Here is a 17,409-nt window from a genome sequence, read left to right as displayed (position 1 = left end):
AAAAGAGGCGCGATTTTATAGAAAATGCCACTGAAAGGCAACGGATTTGAAGCGTGAACGGCAACTATTGGAGGTTTTGGTTCGATTGAGAAGTTATGCTTAGCTTGCTAAAAGGTTGATAACAGGTTGTCCACAGGAATAGGTTGTTTTTTGATCGGTTTTGAGGGATGAATCTGTGGGTAAATAAAGTGGTGTTATTTCCTTAACCTATTGAAACTCAAACATTAGTTGTCATTCTTATAGCAAAAAAATGTTTCTTCCACTGTGGATAACCGCTGCGGCAGAGAGTACACTACGAATCTTTTGTGAATAATAACGCACCGGGGGGAGGTAGCTTTGCCGGAGGCCGTCTGGAAACTTTGCGCATCGAGCTTGCAGGATGAATTGCCGTCACAGCAGTTCAATACCTGGATTCGCCCTTTGCAGATCGATGAGGCCGCCGACCCCGATCAGCTTCGTCTGTTGGCACCCAATCGGTTTGTGTGTGACTGGGTGAATGAAAAGTTCTTGCACCGGATCCGGGAACTCGTTTCCGACTTTCAGGGTGATGTGCAACCATTGAGTGTAGAGGTGGGCGTCGGACAGCGGTCGGGCTTTGGTGCCGGCGTTGGTGTCGGCGTTGGTGCGGGCGCTGCCCAGCACTCTTCTCCCCCTCGCGCAGCGTCTCGCTCCGTTGAGACTGCGCCCGGCGGACACAATGGCCGCGGCACGACTTCTGAGCCAGGGGTAAAACATACCTCTGGAATAAACCCGTCTCCCTATCAGGGAATGGGGGCTGGCCGATCCGCGCCATTGACGCCCGAGCCCAGCGTCGGCACCAGTATGTCGAGTTCCCCTGGCCCCGTTGAAGCAGAAGGTGCTCTCAAGCACAACAATAATCTGAATCGCCAGTTTTCATTTGCGAGCTTTGTCGAAGGTAAATCCAACCAGCTGGGTTTGGCGGCGGCTCGCCAGGTGGCGGAAAACCCCGGCGGTTCCTACAACCCGCTCTTTATATACGGTGGGGTAGGTTTGGGGAAAACGCACTTGATGCAGGCGGTGGGCAACGCCTTGGTGGACAAGAACCCCAATGCCCGGGTTATTTATTTGCATTCTGAACGCTTTGTGGCGGATATGGTAAAGGCGTTGCAGCTCAACGCCATTAACGATTTCAAACGCTATTATCGGTCTGTGGATGCGTTATTGATTGACGATATACAGTTCTTCGCCGGGAAAGAGCGCTCTCAGGAGGAGTTTTTTCATACCTTTAATGCGCTGCTTGAAGGCGGACAACAGATTATTTTGACGTGTGACCGTTATCCTAAAGAAATTAATGGTTTGGAAGAGCGCCTGAAAAGTCGTTTTGGATGGGGGCTGACCGTCGCTGTGGAGCCACCAGAGCTGGAAACCCGGGTCGCCATTTTGATGAAAAAAGCGGATCAGGTCGGTGTTGATCTACCCCATGAGGCCGCGTTTTTTATTGCCCAACGTATTCGTTCCAATGTTCGGGAATTGGAAGGCGCGCTCAAGCGTGTGGTCGCCAATGCCCAGTTCACAGGCAGGTTGATTGATGTGGACCTGGTCAGGGAGGCATTGAAGGATTTACTCGCCTTGCAGGACAAGCAAGTAGGCATAGATAATATCCAGCGTGTGGTGGGGGAGTACTATAAGATCAAGCTCAATGATCTGCTCTCCAAACGTCGCAGTCGCTCAGTGGCTCGACCGCGCCAGGTGGCGATGGCACTTGCAAAAGAGTTGACGAATCACAGCCTGCCGGAGATCGGCGAGGCTTTTGGCGGACGCGACCATACGACGGTATTGCATGCGTGTCGCAAGATTAAACAGATGCAGGAAGAGGACGCGGATATTCGCGAGGATATGAAGAACCTGCTGCGCTCCCTGACTACCTGATATTCATTACCGATGACCTCCTGATTTCAGGAATCCCCTACAGGAAAATAGGAAGAGACCCCATGAAATTTGTCGTGTCCCGAGAAGCCCTGTTGAAACCCCTTCAGTTGGTAGGGGGGGTGGTCGAACGCCGTCAGACTCTGCCAGTGCTGTCCAACGTCCTGATGGCGATTGATGGGGATCAGTTGTCCCTCACCGGGACCGATTTGGAAGTGGAGATTGTGGCGAGATTGATGCTGGAAGAACCAGCAGAGGCCGGAGAGGTCACGGTGCCTGCCCGCAAACTCGTGGACATTTGCCGTTCGCTGCCCGAAGGTGCCGCCATTGAGTTCTCACAGGATGAACAGCGGATGGTGGTAAAAAGCGGCCGCAGCCGGTTCACATTGTCTACCTTGCCGGCCGGGGATTTTCCGAATGTTGAGGATGGTCCAAGCGACTTGCAGTTTGCTTGCCCGCAGCGTGAAGTGAAACGCCTCATCGAGCGCACGGCGTTCGCTATGGCGCAACAGGATGTGCGGTATTACTTAAACGGTATGTTATGGGAAGTCCGCGAAGGGCAGTTGCGGGCGGTCGCGACGGATGGCCACCGCATGGCGATGTGCACTCGTCCCGTTCCGGTGTCTGTGGGAGACGCTGTACAGGCTATTTTGCCTCGTAAAGGCGTGCTGGAGCTGTCTCGCCTGGTGGACGATATTGATGATACCGTGGATGTCACGCTGAGTGCGAACCACATTCGGGTAGCCACCGGGGATTACACCTTCACCTCCAAGCTGGTGGACGGCAAGTTCCCCGACTACGAACGCGTTCTACCCCGTGGCGGCGACAAGATCGTGCTGGGTCCGAGGACCGAACTGAAACAGGCGTTTGGTCGCACAGCCATTCTCTCCAATGAAAAATACCGTGGCGTTCGTCTGTTGCTTGATAGTGGCATGTTGACGATTGTGGCTAACAACCCGGAGCAGGAAGAGGCCGAGGAGCAGGTGGCGGTAGATTACGAAGGCAGCTCCCTGGAAATGGGCTTTAACGTCAGTTATTTGCAGGATGTGGCCAATGTTATTTCGGCGGACCATATCAAAATGACGCTCTCGGATGCCAACAGTAGTGCGCTGCTGGAAGAGCCCGAGGAGGGGGATTCGCTGTACGTGGTAATGCCGATGCGCCTTTGATTAAGGCGTTTCGGCGCCCTTTATGACCTTATCCCGCCTCGATATTCAATCCCTCCGCAATCTGGAGAGGGTGAAGCTCTCACCCTCTCCACGAACGAATCTGATCTACGGTGAAAACGGGTCAGGCAAAACCAGTGTGCTGGAAGCCGTGCATACGCTCGCACTGGGGCGCTCGTTCCGCAGCCATAAACATAAGCCCCTGATTCAATGGGAAAAAGATCAGTTTGTTGTTTTTGCCGAAATAGAGATGGCCGACCGCTCTGTACCCGTCGGTCTGAGACGGGCTCGAAATGGCGAAGTGGCCCTGAAGGTGGATGGGCGGCCCGTTAGCTCCCTGGCGGAGTTGGCTTCCGTGATGCCATTACAGATTATTGATGCGCACACTTTTATGTTGCTGGAAGGAAGCCCGAAGGTTCGACGTCAGTTTATGGATTGGTTGGTGTTCCACGTGGAACACTCCTTCTTTCCGGCGTGGAAAGGTGTTCAGCGTTGCCTGAAACAACGCAATAGCCTGTTGCGGCGTGATAGAATAGACTTCGACGAGTTACGTTTATGGGACCGGGAGCTGTGCCAGCTGAGCCAGCGCATTCACGAAAACAGAACCACCTGCGTTGAACTCTTTGAACCGGTTTTTCTAGCGCTGCTCGACGACTTTATAAAGTTGCCGGACGTGACCCTGTCCTACCAACGCGGTTGGGATAAGAACAAGCCATACGATCAAGTGCTGGCCGACAATTTTGAACGAGATCGACAGATTGGTTATACGCAATCCGGATCTCATCGTGCTGACTTGCGTATTCAGGTGCAGGGTCAGCCCGCCGCAGACGTGCTGTCTCGCGGTCAGCAGAAGCTTGTGGTGTGTGCCCTTAAGATCGCTCAAGGCGTGGTGTTCAACCGGCAGACCCAAGGGCGCTGTATTTATTTGGTGGACGACCTGCCCGCCGAGCTTGATATCAGCCATCGCGCCAAACTGGTGGAGTGGTTGGACACATTGGAAACACAGGTATTTATCACCGGTGTAGAGATGCAACCGCTGCTCGCGGACTGGAAAGACAGACCGGCGGCAGTGACTAAAGTGTTCCACGTGGAACAGGGGCGGGTAGTTGAAGAGCCTACTTCCGCCTCATCGCAGTGAAATCGGAGCTAGTTTATGGCAGAGCAAAAGAATTATGACTCGTCCAGTATCAAAGTGCTGAAAGGACTGGACGCGGTTCGCAAACGGCCCGGCATGTATATCGGTGATACCGACGATGGCTCCGGTCTACACCACATGGTGTTTGAAATCGTTGATAACTCCATCGACGAGGCGCTCGCCGGTCACTGCTCTGAAATTCGCGTGGTCATTCATCCTGATGAAACCGTCTCTGTATCCGATAACGGTCGCGGCATACCCACGGAAATGCACGAAGAGGGCGTTTCGGCTGCCGAGGTCATCATGACCGTATTGCATGCCGGCGGTAAATTTGATGACAACACCTACAAGGTATCCGGTGGTCTTCACGGGGTGGGCGTATCCGTGGTCAACGCGCTTTCGGAAGAGCTGAAGCTCACTATTCGACGTGAGGGTAAAGTGCACGAACAGACCTATCACCACGGCGTGCCTCAGGCACCCTTGACGGTTGTCGGCGAAACCAGCTCCAGCGGTACAGAAGTTCATTTCAAGCCGTCTGCCGAGACCTTCAACAACATCGAATTTCAATATGATTTGCTGGCTAAACGCTTGCGTGAACTGTCATTCCTGAATTCGGGTGTGCGCATTGTGCTGAAGGATGAGCGGACCGCCAAAGAAGAGGTTTACCAGTACGAAGGCGGCCTGAAAGCGTTTGTAGAGCACTTGAATGTTAATAAGACGCCCATCAACAAGACCGTGCATATCACCAGCGAGGTGCGTGAAGACGGGATTGGAGTAGAAATTGCCCTGCAGTGGAACGACTCCTTCCAGGAAAATATCTTCTGCTACACCAATAACATTCCCCAGCGCGACGGTGGGACGCACCTGGCCGGTTTCCGGGCTGCCTTGACTCGCTCCCTGAACAGCTACATTGAACGGGAAGGGCTGGCTTCCAAGGCCAAAGTGAGCACCACCGGTGATGATGCCCGGGAAGGCCTGACTGCCATTATTTCAGTGAAAGTGCCAGATCCGAAGTTTTCCTCTCAGACCAAGGATAAGTTGGTGTCTTCCGAGGTGAAAACGGCGGTTGAGCAGGAAATGAGCCAGATCTTCGGTGAATATCTGCTGGAAAACCCCAACGAAGCCAAAGCTGTGGTCAGCAAAATGATTGACGCGGCTCGCGCTCGTGAAGCGGCTCGTAAAGCCCGGGAAATGACCCGCCGCAAGGGCGCTTTGGACATTGCTGGTCTGCCTGGCAAACTGGCAGATTGCCAGGAAAAAGACCCGGCCCTGTCAGAAGTGTACCTGGTGGAGGGTGATTCGGCGGGTGGTTCTGCCAAGCAAGGGCGAGCCCGGAAAACGCAGGCGATTTTGCCACTGAAAGGTAAGATTCTGAACGTTGAGAAAGCCCGTTTTGACAAAATGCTCTCCAGCGCCGAGGTCGGTACCCTGATTACCGCGCTGGGTTGTGGTATTGGAAAGCAGGAATTCGACCCTGAAAAATTGCGTTACCACCGCATTATTATCATGACGGACGCCGACGTCGATGGCTCCCACATTCGCACACTGCTACTGACGTTCTTCTTCCGTCAAATGCGCGAACTGATCGAGCGCGGTCACGTCTACATCGCCCAGCCGCCGCTGTACAAGATCAGCAAAGGCAAATTCGAGCAGTATTTGAAGGATGAGGGCGCTTTGACGGCGTTCCTGACCCAGTCTGCCCTGGAAGGCTCCAGCCTGCATGTTCACGCTGACGCCCCCGGCATCAGTGGTGAAGCGCTGGAGAAGCTGGTGTACGAGTATCGGGGGGTGATGGATACCATCGATCGCTTGTCCCGTCTTTATCCGAGCGAAATCCTGGAAGAGATGATCTATCTTCCCTCCTTGCGGCCCGAGCATCTGGCGGATCAGGGGCATATGCAGCAATGGTGCGATCAGCTCCTGGCGCGACTGAGTCTGGATAGCCGCGATGGCAGCCAGCGTTATCGCATCACGGCCAAGGAAGATACCGAGCGACATCTATTCCTGCCGCAAGTGGAAATCATTGCCCACGGGCTCTCGACTCAATACCCGTTTAATCATGAATTTTTTGAGTCGGGTGAGTACAGATCTATTCTGGCACTGGGTGAAAAGCTTGTGACCCTGATCGAAGAGAGTGCCTATATCAAGCGCGGCGAAAAAACCCAGGAAGTCTCGAGTTTTGACGAAGCATTGGCCTGGCTGATGAAAGAATCGCGCAAGGGTTACAACATCCAACGCTACAAAGGGCTGGGTGAGATGAACCCGGAACAGCTGTGGGAAACCACGATGAATCCGGAAACCCGTCGGATGCTGCGGGTCAGTGTGCAGGATGCTATCGCGGCCGACCAGATCTTCACCACCTTGATGGGCGACCATGTTGAACCGCGCCGGGAGTTTATTGAAACCAATGCACTGGCGGTGGCCAACCTCGATATTTAATACAGTGATGCTGTTGGGGTTCGTTACTGTAACGGCTCTTTTTTCGGCCTGATTAAAAAGGCCAGCATTTCTGCTGGCCATGGATACGGCTCAATAGAGCAGGCAACAGACTAGAGGCTAAGCTCCAGCTCTATGGTCTCCCCGTCGGCAAAGTCACTGTAAGGCGCCGACCCGTTGGCGTAGGAGTTATCATCGCCCATGGCGTTGATCAGTACCCACTCCGTCTCGCCCATGCCGTTGGGGAATGTCAGTGTATGAACCTGGCCGATCGGGCTGTCTTCAATATCCTCCAGCTCCGCAAATCCCACCACATAACCTTCGCGGCCCAGGGTGATATCACAACTGCTGGCACTGGCCGAGCCGTTAACACACACAACGTTGATACTTTGCGCGGCAGGTCCTTGCGGCACCGCCGTGTCGAGTATCAGATTCACGGCGGGCAACAATCCGGTTTGAACCTCGGTGGAGAGCGCAAAAAACTGGCCGTTGTGACTGTGATTGCCATCGGCGGTAGCGGTCCACTCGATCAGCACCGCTTCTGAAGGAATCAGAAGCGTTCCGCCTTCAGTAGGAAAAGTATGGCTTTCGGAAAACACGGTTCCGGAGGGAAGGGCCGAGTTAACATCGACCATGCAGGGCAGGCTGCCACCAGAGGGGGCGAAACACTGAACATCCACCGACTCGATGGGAGTGACAGCCATGGCTATGGATACACTGCCGTTGACGGAGGAGGTGGCGTTGCCTTCGGCGAGCACTTGTTGCTGATTGTAGCTGACCGGTGTGGGTGTTTCCGCACTCCAGGAGAGCGTGGCCGTTTGTGGGTCCACATCGCTCCAGCCAGTGATGACGGTAGCGCCCTGTGCGGGGATATGTTGGGTCAATGTGTGGCTGCCGTCTGTCATAGTGACTTCGCAGGGTGTGGATGAGTCGTCCGGCAGCAGGCACTGGACAAAGTTTTCGGTAACCGGGTTGCCGAGTTCAATCACGACGTCCGCAGACAGGTCACTCTGGACGTCGCCGATCAGGCCGCTGCCGCTGGTGGCGGTCCAATTGATCGTGGCGCTGGTGGGCATGTTGATAATGGTGGCGCCTCCGATCGGTAATTGAGTGCTTTTGGTCAGCGCTGATCCGTCATCCAGAGTAACCTCAGCGATGACCGCGCAAGGGACAGAGTCGTTGTCCGGGAGCCGGCACTCCACATGGATGCTCCCGCCACTCTCGAATTTGAAGTCCCAGTTCCAGGTGGAGAAATGATCCACTTCGGCGTATACCGCCAGACCAGTGGGCGAAGTCGCCGATTCGATCACTTCACCCACACGTTCAGCATCCTCGACCCAAAGCCCCTGGCTCTCGTCAAAATGCCAGAGGGGAATCGTGCTGCCGACACTTAAGGCTTCGCCGTTGATACTGTCGAACGGCAAGTCCATTTGCAGCTCAGCCGTCACACCATCGGCCAGTTGCAGATAGTCACCGTTGGTGTTGTAGATATCCACGGTGATCATGCCCGCACTGATCAGTTCAGTCGCGTCTCCCATGGCGTCCACCGCCTGACCATTGCCGGGCATAGCGGTCAATTCGTCACTGTTGATATTCCAGGGGGTAATTTGCAGGCTGGCGGCACCCGTGGCGGGTTCACCATCCTCCGTGACAAAGGCATTGGCGGGAAAGGTGATACGGGTATTCAAATCCAGGCCACTCAAGGTACGGGCAGCTTCGATATCCGTGACAGCGATGTCGTGCTTGACGGGCGTCAGGCGTAACGTCTGTACGCCATCGTGATCGCTTGTGAAGGGCAGTGCCTGCATGACGTAGCCCTCGGCCTGGGCCTGAACCACATAACTTTCATCGGCATTGAGCGTAAAGGTGGCCCGGCCACTGTCGTCGCTCTGCTCGATAACATCGTCAATCATAACGGTGGCACCCGCCAAAAGGGCACCGCCAAAAGACTGGACGATAAAGTCGGCCTGCACAGTTTCCGCAGAGGGCGTGGAACTGCTGTGCTGGCTGCTGGAGGAAGCCGAAGGCGTGTTGTTGTTACTGCCACCACAGGCCACCAGCCCGATCGTCAGGCAGGCCAGAGTTAATAATTTCAGAGAGGCTTCGGAGCCTCGTTTCGTTAGAGAATTCATGATGATTTCCTCGTTATTCGATACAAAGAACTGGATCAGCGCGCTTGTAGAGGAAGTCGTGCTCAATGATGAGAAGGTTCAAAGTTTTTGTTTGGAGGGGGTTCAGAGTGGTGGTCGTCTACCATATAATCAGTGAGACCATAAGGTGGCAGATCCACTCCCGGTGGTAACCAGAGCCCGACTTTGCGGCAGGCAGCGGGCGTGACATAACAAGAGGTAAATTATGAAGCCGTTCAAAACCCGGTTAGGGCCGTTACTATTAGTTCCGTCACTATGGTGCGCCGCCATAAGTTCTGCGCATGCTGATATTACCCTGCCTCGCCTGATTAACGACGGCATGGTACTCCAGCGCGATGCACGGGTTACTGTCTGGGGCTGGGCGGAGGAAGGCGAGAGTGTCAGTGTTCACTTTCAAGAAAAAACCCTTCGGACGGAGGCTGGAGAGAAAGGGCGCTGGCAAATAACGCTGCCGGAGATGCCCGCTGGCGGGCCCTATACGATGACCATTACCGGCAATAACCGTTTGGAGATCAACGACATTCTCGTGGGGGATGTCTGGGTGGCGTCGGGCCAGTCCAATATGGAGCTGCCCATGCGGCGAGTGGCGCCGCTTTACCAGGAGGAAATGAACGAGGCCAATTATCCTGACATTCGCTACTTCGAAGTACCGGATCGCTATGCGTTTAAAGCGCCCGCCGAGGATCTGGACGCAGGCGAGTGGGTCAGCATTACGCCAGAAACTTTACCGCCAGTCTCAGCGGTCAGCTACTTTTTTGCCCGTGACCTCAACCGGGCCCTGGACGTGCCCATCGGTGTTATCAACGCCGCCTTGGGTGGTTCACCTGTGGAATCCTGGTTGAGCGAGGAGGCCTTGAAGCCGTTTCCCCGCCACCTCCAGGAAGCCAAACGGTGGCGAGACGACACGCTGATTGTAGAAACCGAAGCGTCTGACCGGAAACGTCAGAACGAGTGGTTTGCCAAGCGTGACCAGCGTGACGCGGGTTACCGCGATGGCGAGGCCATATGGGCCCGCCCGGATCTGGACGACAGTGATTGGGACACTATTGAGTTACCCGGCTTCTGGGGCGACGCCGACAATGCCAATGGCGTCTGGTGGTTGCGCAAGACGATCGAGGTGCCACAAAGCTGGGCCGGAAAACCCGCCTTTATGGAGCTGGGACGACTGGTAGACGCGGATGTGGTGTATGTGAACGGCGAGAAAGTCGGCGAAACCGGCTACCAGTACCCGCCGCGCTGGTACCCCCTGTCCGAAGGGTTGCTCAATGCCGGGGAAAACACCGTGGTCGTCCGGCTCACCAGCCAGAGCGGTCGCCCCGGGTTTGTGGAAGACAAACCTTATGAGCTGCGCTGGAATGAGCAACGTGTAAGCCTGGCAGGTGAGTGGCGCCTTCGCCAGGGGGTACAATTGAACGAGCTGGGCGGGCCGACCTTTATTCGCTGGAAACCCCTGGGGTTGTACAACGGTATGATCGCGCCGCTGACCCCGTTCGCGGTCAAAGGGGTGATCTGGTATCAAGGAGAGTCAAACGTGGGGCGGGCACCGGAATACCGCGAACTGTTTGCCGCCATGATCCGGGATTGGCGCCAGCAGTGGCAACAACCGGAGCAGGCTTTCCTGTTTGTGCAGCTGGCCAATTACCTTGAAGCCGTGGATTACCCGGTGGATAGCGCCCCTGCTCCAGACACTGCCGGTGACACCCAGGGTGATCGGGAACACCTGGGCGAATGGGCGAGGTTGCGCGAAGCCCAGCAAAGTGCGCTGAATCTGCCTCATACCGGTATGGCCGTGGCCATTGATGTGGGGGAGTGGAACGACATTCACCCACTGAACAAAGAGGCGGTGGGCGAGCGTCTGGCGCTGTCAGCCCGCGCCGTCGCCTACGACGAAAAACTCGTATTTTCCGGCCCGTTGTACCGTTCGATGAAACGTGACGGCCAGGCGATAACAATACAGTTTGATCACACCGGCGATGGTTTGGTCAGCTGTGACGGTCAGCCATTGGCGGAATTTGCCGTAGCGGGCGACAATCGCCATTTTGTGTGGGCCGATGCCCGTGTTCAGGGTGATACCGTGGTGGTCCGCAGCGATGCAGTGCGTCACCCGGTCGCGGTGCGGTACGCCTGGGCCAATAACCCCGACAGTGCGAACCTCTGCAATCACGAGGGTTTGCCTGCCGCGCCTTTCCGCACCGATGACTGGCCTTCGATGTAAGTGCTAACTTACGGGGAGAGCGGTACTCTTGATCGGGCTCTTCAGCACAAACGAAGAGTGCACACCGCTCACCCCGTCGATTCGCAGCAGCTTTTTCAAGAGAAACTGCTGAAACGCGTCCATATCCCGCACGATCACTTTCAATAAGTAGTCCGCCGACTGGCCCGTAATCAGATGGCACTCCAACACCTCCGGGTAGCCCGCAATGGTCTCCTCAAACGCATCAAAGCGCTCCGGTGTGTGCTTATCCATACTGATATCGATAAACGCCATCAGGTTCAGGTTCAGCTTGCGGGCGTTGAGCAGCGCCACATAACCGTCAATCAACCCGGCTTCTTCCAACTGTTTGACCCGGCGAAGACAAGGGGAAGGCGAGAGGTTAATGGCCTCGGCCAACTCCTGATTGGTAATGCGCCCCCGGGTTTGCAGCGTTTCCAGAATAAGGCGGTCAAAACGGTCAAGATCGTGGCTCATCAGCACAAAATTCCAATTAATGTTTATATTGTGGCATTAAACACCAAAAACTATTATTCAGGTAATATACTAGCAATTTATTAGCGGCCAGCAAGCCATATACTGTTACTCATTGGCTGTTAACGGAAAAACGGCGGGCTACCCGCCCGCACCGGAGTGCTCCCTGAGGTCACAAGCCTCTGCCGGACCTCCCTCCACAGGCCCAAAAGGCCCGGAACACCGCCGTTTTTCCCAGGCCATCCCCAATCGCCAACCTGCACAGCATTTTCACGGAGTTGATCATGATTACCGATCCGTCCCGCAAGTATCGCCGTTTCGAGCCCCTTGAGTTGCCTGACCGTCAGTGGCCGAACCGCGTGCTGGAAAAGCCACCCATCTGGATGAGCACCGACCTGCGTGACGGCAACCAGGCGCTGATCGACCCGATGAATATCGAGACCAAGCTGCGTTTCTTCAAAGCGCTGGTGGCGATTGGCTTCAAGGAAATCGAAGTGGGTTTCCCTTCGGCGTCCGACACCGACTTCAACTTTGTGCGTCGGCTGATTGAAGAAGACCATATCCCGGAAGATGTCACTATCGAAGTGCTGACCCAGGCACGTCGGGAATTGATCGAGCGCACCGTGGAATCTTTGAAAGGCGCCCGTCGGGCCATTTTGCACATGTACAACCCGATTGCCCCGGCGTTCCGTCGCATCGTGTACAAAACCGATAAGGCCGGGGTGAAGAAAATCGCCCAGCAGGGCACCGAGTGGGTCAAAGAGCTGACCGCGACCCAGCCGGATACCGAGTGGGTGTACCAGTATTCGCCGGAAGTGTTCTCCAGTGCGGAAGTCGAGTTCGCCAAAGAAGTGTGCGATGCAGTTTCTGATATCTGGCAGCCTACGCCCGAGCGCAAAATGATATTTAACCTCCCGGCCACCGTGGAAATGTCCACACCGAACACCTACGCCGATCAGATCGAATGGATGCACCGCAACCTCAACCGGCGCGACAGTATCATTCTCAGCGTGCACCCGCACAATGACCGTGGCACGGCAGTCGCGGCGGCGGAACTGGCCGTTATGGCAGGGGCGGATCGCGTGGAAGGCTGTCTGTTCGGCAACGGCGAGCGCACCGGTAACGTGGATTTGGTGACCCTGGCGCTCAACCTCTATTCCCAGGGCATTCACCCCGGGCTGGACTTCACCGACATCGACCAGGTGCGCCAGCTGGTGGAAGAGTGCAACCAGTTGCCGGTCCACCCGCGCCACCCCTACGCGGGCGAGCTGGTGTTCACCGCCTTTTCGGGTTCTCATCAGGACGCCATCAAAAAAGGCTTTGCCGTGCAGGACCCGGAAGGTTATTGGGAAGTGCCGTATCTGCCCTTGGACCCGGCGGACCTCAACCGCAGCTACGATGCGGTGGTACGGGTCAACAGTCAGTCCGGCAAAGGCGGGGTGAGCTTTCTGCTCCAGCAGCAGGCGGGCTACGAACTGCCGCGTCGTCTGCAAATTGAATTCAGCGGTGTGGTGCAGCGGGTCAGCGATTCCACCGGCAAGGAGATCAACAGCGAAAACATCTACAAACTGTTTGATCAGGAATACCTGCAGGTAGATGCCCCGTACCATTACACCAGCAGCCGGGTCAGCGACTCGGAAACCGGCTCGGTCGATACGTTGATCCTGGCCAAGTACCGGGGTAGTGACGTCGAGTTGAACGGCAAAGGCAACGGACCGATTGATGCGGCCGCCAAGGCGTTGGGCGAGCATGCCGACACCACCATTACCGTGGTGGATTACCACGAACACGGTTTGGGCGCCGGTTCCGATGTGGCAGCGGTGTGCTACGTGGAAGTGAAAGTGGGGGAGCGCAAACCGGTGTTTGGTGTCGGCCAGGACAAAAATATTGTCGCGGCCGCCATCAAAGCGCTGATCAATGGCGTGAATCGGGACCTGTCCCAAGGTTGATACAGCTTCAATCTAGAGAATCCGGGACGTATCCCGACCGGATTCTCTGCTTTATTCTTTGGCGGGAGATTTCCCTTGAGCGAAACCGAATTGCGTGACCATTTGGCGGTTGAGCGCACTCACCTTTCAAACGAGCGTACATTGTTGTCCTACATTCGGACAGCGTTGTCGCTGATTATCAGTGCAGGCGTGGTCCTGCAGTTTCTACGCGAACACCCTGTACTGACAGCGCTGGCATGGCTTGCCATCCTTGGCGGTGTCCTGATCGGGGTGATCGGTGCTTACCGTTTTTTCAAAGTGCGTAGCCAGATTCCTCGGGCGCGTGGCTGAATAAAATCATAAAAAGCGCCGGTCGATTAAAATACGGCTATTCCAGGAAAATGAAATATTGTAGGAAGTTCAGCCTAATTTTCTAGGATTTATGCCGATGCCAGAAAATAATAACGGGATTCAAAGGTGAGAATTCGCCTTTTACAGGCGTTGAAATTTAGGCCATAAACTCATTGTCTTAGTCTTGAATTGTGCCACAGGCTGTGCAAAGATCCTTATCAAACCAAGAAAAGTCTGCCATATACTTATCCTAATCAACCAACACGGACAGGCATTTTTGGTTTCACAATAACACTAACTTTCCATAAGCATTAACGTGTAGCTATACACTGCTAAAGAATATAAATATTACTTAATCCAAATAAAAAAGTAGTCGTCGAGGGAGACAAAATGTTTAATAAACGTATGCTGTCACTGGCGGTGTCGCTGGTGGCTGGTGGTTCCTTCCCCCTTATTGCCCAGGCTCAGAATGAGTCGAATGACAATGCTCCGTTAGAGGAGATTGTGGTTCAGGGTGTCCGTGCCGCAGAACTCAACGCCAGAGAGATCGAGCGCAATAAAGACGTTTTCAGCTCGGTGATTTCGCAGGATGATGCGGGCAACTTCGCTGACCAGAATGTGGCTGAAGCTCTGCAGCGCCTGCCTGGTGTGACCATCCAGAAAAACGATGGCCAGGGTGAATTCGTTAACATTCGCGGCATGGGAGCCGGCTTCGTCGGGGTGAGTATGAACAACTCCGAAATGGCCAGTGCCAGTGGCGACGGCCGGGCGGTGGGCCTGAACACCATCCCTGCTGACCTGATGGGATCCATCGAAGTGTTCAAGTCGCTGACACCGGATATGGACCTGAACTCGATTGCCGGTCGCGTTAACGTGAATTCTGTAACCGCCTTTTCCCGTGGAGAAGACAGTTTACGACTGACGTTGCAAGGCGCCATGCACGAGCAGCGCGGTGAGTTCTCTCCGAAGGCCACGCTGATTGGCACCAAGCTGTTTGCGGATGACACCATCGGTCTTGCGGTGTCGCTTTCCCATGAAGAGCGGGGCACAGAGGTCAACCAGATTACCAACGAAGATGGTCTGCGTTACATTCGTCCCGCTCGGCCTGGGGTGGGTCCGAGCAGCGACTATGACGGAAACGAATACTCCTCCCGAGATTACGCGGATAATTATTTCTACAACTTCGAGGGTGAAGATACGCTGGGTGCGGATCCTTACTTGCAGCAGCCACGTATGCTAACGCCCAATAATTTTGAAGTTCGCCAGGACGAAAGTGTCCGTACCCGCAACGCGGCGACGGTGGACCTGGGCTGGCGCCCCAGCAGTGACCATGAATTTAGTTTGCGGGTCGCCCACACCGACTATACCGATGAAGAGCTGACCCTGCGCGAGTACTATAATTTTGGTGCTGGGGATGAGCGTTATATCAGCTACGTCAATCCCGACTTCGAACCCTATGCGTCGGTGGGACTGCCTTACGAGGGGCTGTTTGCGGTGGGCAACGCCGACTTGCAGCATCGCATCTACATTCAGGAAGCGAAAGATAAAAATACCACGATTACGTTCAACGGTAAGCACACCTTCGCAGACTCCTGGCACGTCGATTACGAATTCCACACCTCCGACAGTGAGCGTACCAACCCGGATGACCGGCGTATTCAGTTCCGCCAACGCTATCTTCCGATGGTGGGTCAGCTGGACAAGGAAAACCTCATTGCGCAGATTATTTCTTCCAGCCAGCTGGGTTTCCTGGCCGACAGCCAGGATACCGTTTACCCGGAATCCGGTATTCCTGGAACCAATGGATACAGTGGCCAGCGCCCCTATGTGCTCGGTGATCGCTACCAACCGGGCATGGACTACGACAACCTGTATCTTGAAGATGGCCTGAGGGAAGATGAGCTGCAACAGGTTGAGTTGAATCTGGAGAAAGAGTTCTTCGGTGGCTGGCTCAATTACATCAAGGGTGGTGTCATGCTCAAAGAGCGTGACCGCAATCGTGAACGTGTTGCCCTCAACGTCAATCCGACCGACTACCCAGACGGCTGTGAAGGCGATCGGGATTGTTTGAACTGGGCCAATACCAGCATTGGCCTGGCGGATTTCGATACCTACACGCCGCGCAATGATCGTTTTGATCACGACTTTGTCACGGTCGGTCAAGCCGAAACCGTTATTGCGGCTACACGGCGTATCCCCGAGTGGCTGGACCCGCTGCGCTCCGGTGCGGCGAGTAACAGCCAGAACTATCGGTTGTTCGAGGACACGCAGGAAGCCTACCTGATGGCGGAATTTCAGATCACCGATAACGCCACTCTGATTACCGGTGCCCGCTATGTCAACACGGAATACGGTTCCACCGGTTACCTGACGTTACGGCATGATCGTTTTCAGGAAGATGAGGGCTTTGTTCGCGATATCGTAATGCCGCTCACCGATCCCAACGGTGGTGAATTTGTTACCAACGAATACGACGGTATCTATCCAGGTGCGCACCTGCGCTGGGATGTGACCGATAACCTGCTGGCGCGTGCGTCCATCTGGACCAGTTACACTCGCCCCAGTTTTGGTCAGGCGGCCGCGCGTGCCGAGTTCAGTGATCGCGTTAAATTGTGTCGGGCCACGCCTCTGAACGAGGGCACCAGCAATGAGCGTGACCGCTGCAGTGACAACATCAAAGGCGAACTGGGTATTCAACCGGTCCTGGGTGATGATGGTTTTGTTCGTCAGATTTCCGAGGAACTATCGCTGGCACCCGGTGGCAATGCGCTTGATCTGGGCAACACCGATCTGGTGGCCATGGAGGCGACAAACTTTGATGCGTCCTTGAGCTGGTACGGTCCAAATGGTCACTTCTTCGAAGCGGCCGTGTTCTACAAGGACATTTCCGACTACGTGGTGGACGTTCGTGGCCTGAGCATGACAAGCGACCAAATGCCACAGAATGTACAAAATGCCTTAAACCAACTTGACTCTTCCGATGGAGGCCTGCCTACCTACGACAACTTCACACAAAATCTCTTTCAAATTGGTGACGACTTTGTGTTCCACAACGTCAACACCACCATCAATGGTGACAAAGCGAAAGTCTACGGGCTGGAGCTGAGTTATTCCAAGTTCTTTGAGAATGGTCTCTTCCTGAACTCCAACCTGACACTGCTGGACAGCGAAGCCGACGCGGGCGACACCGTTCGCGCCGAAAAAACCGCCATGCCCAACCAGGCGGACCTGACCGCTAACCTGACCCTGGGCTGGGAGAACGAATATTTCTCCGCACGGCTGATCGGTAATTTCCGCAGTGAAATACTCACCCAGATTGGCACCTGCTCCCAGGCGGATATTAATCGCGATACCGAGTGGGCTCGCGTCAATATGGCCGGAGCCGAAGGTGCCTTGTCGGGCGCCTCTGGCGACGGCACCATCTATCATGAGTACTGTCAGCGCTGGGCCGATGTTTTCCAGGACGATGTGGCCGGACTGGACCTGAAAATGACGTACAACCTGACGCCGGATGTCAAATTCTATCTGGATGTCCTGAACGTAACCGAACATGAAGATGTGTTCTTCTATCGCGGGGATACTTTCTCCAACGGTAACGAGGCTGTAGAAAAACGATTTCCGGAAATCGCTCCATCCTAGCCCCTTATCAATTTATGTCTGGCTAACATTT

10 protein-coding genes are annotated in these 17,409 nt (G+C 54.9%); 8 read left to right on the top strand and 2 right to left on the bottom strand.

Translation table 11 applies throughout. The features are described from left to right. Positions 1-336 precede the first annotated feature (336 nt). From dnaA to gyrB, 4 genes are all read left to right on the top strand, one after another. Positions 337-1,890 (top strand): chromosomal replication initiator protein DnaA, encoded by a 1,554-nt coding sequence (gene dnaA, locus ACQCLF_RS09190; protein ID WP_426986509.1) that lies wholly within the window; start codon positions 337-339, stop codon positions 1,888-1,890. Positions 1,891-1,952: 62 nt separating this feature from the next. Continuing rightward, the gene (dnaN, locus tag ACQCLF_RS09185; RefSeq protein ID WP_426986507.1) at positions 1,953-3,056 is read left to right on the top strand and encodes a DNA polymerase III subunit beta; all 1,104 of its coding nucleotides are present in this window, start codon (positions 1,953-1,955) and stop codon (positions 3,054-3,056) included. A 22-nt stretch (positions 3,057-3,078) separates the two neighbouring features. Beyond that, on the top strand, positions 3,079-4,191 hold the full coding sequence (gene recF / locus ACQCLF_RS09180; RefSeq protein WP_426986506.1) for a DNA replication/repair protein RecF: 1,113 nt from the start codon (positions 3,079-3,081) through the stop codon (positions 4,189-4,191). A 15-nt stretch (positions 4,192-4,206) separates the two neighbouring features. Then, positions 4,207-6,627, top strand: coding sequence for a DNA topoisomerase (ATP-hydrolyzing) subunit B (gene gyrB, locus ACQCLF_RS09175; RefSeq protein ID WP_426986504.1), 2,421 nt, complete (start codon positions 4,207-4,209; stop codon positions 6,625-6,627). A gap of 110 nt (positions 6,628-6,737) precedes the next feature. On the opposite strand, the gene ACQCLF_RS09170 is transcribed toward gyrB, so the two are convergent. Next, positions 6,738-8,756 carry a hypothetical protein gene (locus ACQCLF_RS09170; RefSeq protein ID WP_426986502.1) on the bottom strand — a complete coding sequence of 673 codons (2,019 nt, stop codon included), beginning with the start codon at positions 8,754-8,756 and terminating at the stop codon, positions 6,738-6,740. Positions 8,757-8,979: 223 nt separating this feature from the next. Here ACQCLF_RS09170 and ACQCLF_RS09165 point away from each other — a divergent pair, with 223 nt between their 5' ends. Next, positions 8,980-10,989: a sialate O-acetylesterase gene (locus ACQCLF_RS09165; protein ID WP_426986500.1), complete on the top strand. Its 2,010-nt coding sequence runs from the start codon at positions 8,980-8,982 to the stop codon at positions 10,987-10,989. A gap of 3 nt (positions 10,990-10,992) precedes the next feature. Here the strand turns inward: ACQCLF_RS09165 and ACQCLF_RS09160 are convergent, their stop codons facing one another. Continuing rightward, the gene (locus tag ACQCLF_RS09160; protein ID WP_426986498.1) at positions 10,993-11,463 is read right to left on the bottom strand and encodes an Lrp/AsnC family transcriptional regulator; all 471 of its coding nucleotides are present in this window, start codon (positions 11,461-11,463) and stop codon (positions 10,993-10,995) included. Positions 11,464-11,744: 281 nt separating this feature from the next. Here ACQCLF_RS09160 and leuA point away from each other — a divergent pair, with 281 nt between their 5' ends. From leuA to ACQCLF_RS09145, 3 genes are all read left to right on the top strand, one after another. After that, entirely contained in the window at positions 11,745-13,409 is a 1,665-nt protein-coding gene (gene leuA / locus ACQCLF_RS09155) for a 2-isopropylmalate synthase (RefSeq protein ID WP_426986496.1), read from the top strand. Positions 13,410-13,484: 75 nt separating this feature from the next. Next, positions 13,485-13,739 carry a YidH family protein gene (locus ACQCLF_RS09150; protein ID WP_426986494.1) on the top strand — a complete coding sequence of 85 codons (255 nt, stop codon included), beginning with the start codon at positions 13,485-13,487 and terminating at the stop codon, positions 13,737-13,739. A gap of 390 nt (positions 13,740-14,129) precedes the next feature. Further along, positions 14,130-17,378, top strand: a complete 3,249-nt coding sequence (locus tag ACQCLF_RS09145) for a TonB-dependent receptor (protein ID WP_426986492.1) — start codon at positions 14,130-14,132, stop codon at positions 17,376-17,378. Positions 17,379-17,409: the final 31 nt, after the last annotated feature.

Source organism: Marinimicrobium sp. ARAG 43.8 (genome assembly GCF_050113635.1).
GTDB lineage: Bacteria > Pseudomonadota > Gammaproteobacteria > Pseudomonadales > Cellvibrionaceae > Marinimicrobium.
The sequence above is the reverse complement of the archived record's forward strand: the minus strand, read 5'-3'. Positions and strand labels throughout refer to the sequence as shown.

What these genes read in the sequence shown, in the direction of transcription:
- dnaN (WP_426986507.1), top strand. Translation starts at nt 1,953, where the DNA reads ATGAAATTTGTCGTGTCCCGAGAAGCCCTGTTGAAACCCCTTCAGTTG.
- recF (WP_426986506.1), top strand. Translation starts at nt 3,079, where the DNA reads ATGACCTTATCCCGCCTCGATATTCAATCCCTCCGCAATCTGGAGAGG.
- gyrB (WP_426986504.1), top strand. Translation starts at nt 4,207, where the DNA reads ATGGCAGAGCAAAAGAATTATGACTCGTCCAGTATCAAAGTGCTGAAA.
- ACQCLF_RS09170 (WP_426986502.1), bottom strand. Translation starts at nt 8,756, where the DNA reads ATGAATTCTCTAACGAAACGAGGCTCCGAAGCCTCTCTGAAATTATTA.
- ACQCLF_RS09165 (WP_426986500.1), top strand. Translation starts at nt 8,980, where the DNA reads ATGAAGCCGTTCAAAACCCGGTTAGGGCCGTTACTATTAGTTCCGTCA.
- ACQCLF_RS09160 (WP_426986498.1), bottom strand. Translation starts at nt 11,463, where the DNA reads ATGAGCCACGATCTTGACCGTTTTGACCGCCTTATTCTGGAAACGCTG.
- leuA (WP_426986496.1), top strand. Translation starts at nt 11,745, where the DNA reads ATGATTACCGATCCGTCCCGCAAGTATCGCCGTTTCGAGCCCCTTGAG.
- ACQCLF_RS09145 (WP_426986492.1), top strand. Translation starts at nt 14,130, where the DNA reads ATGTTTAATAAACGTATGCTGTCACTGGCGGTGTCGCTGGTGGCTGGT.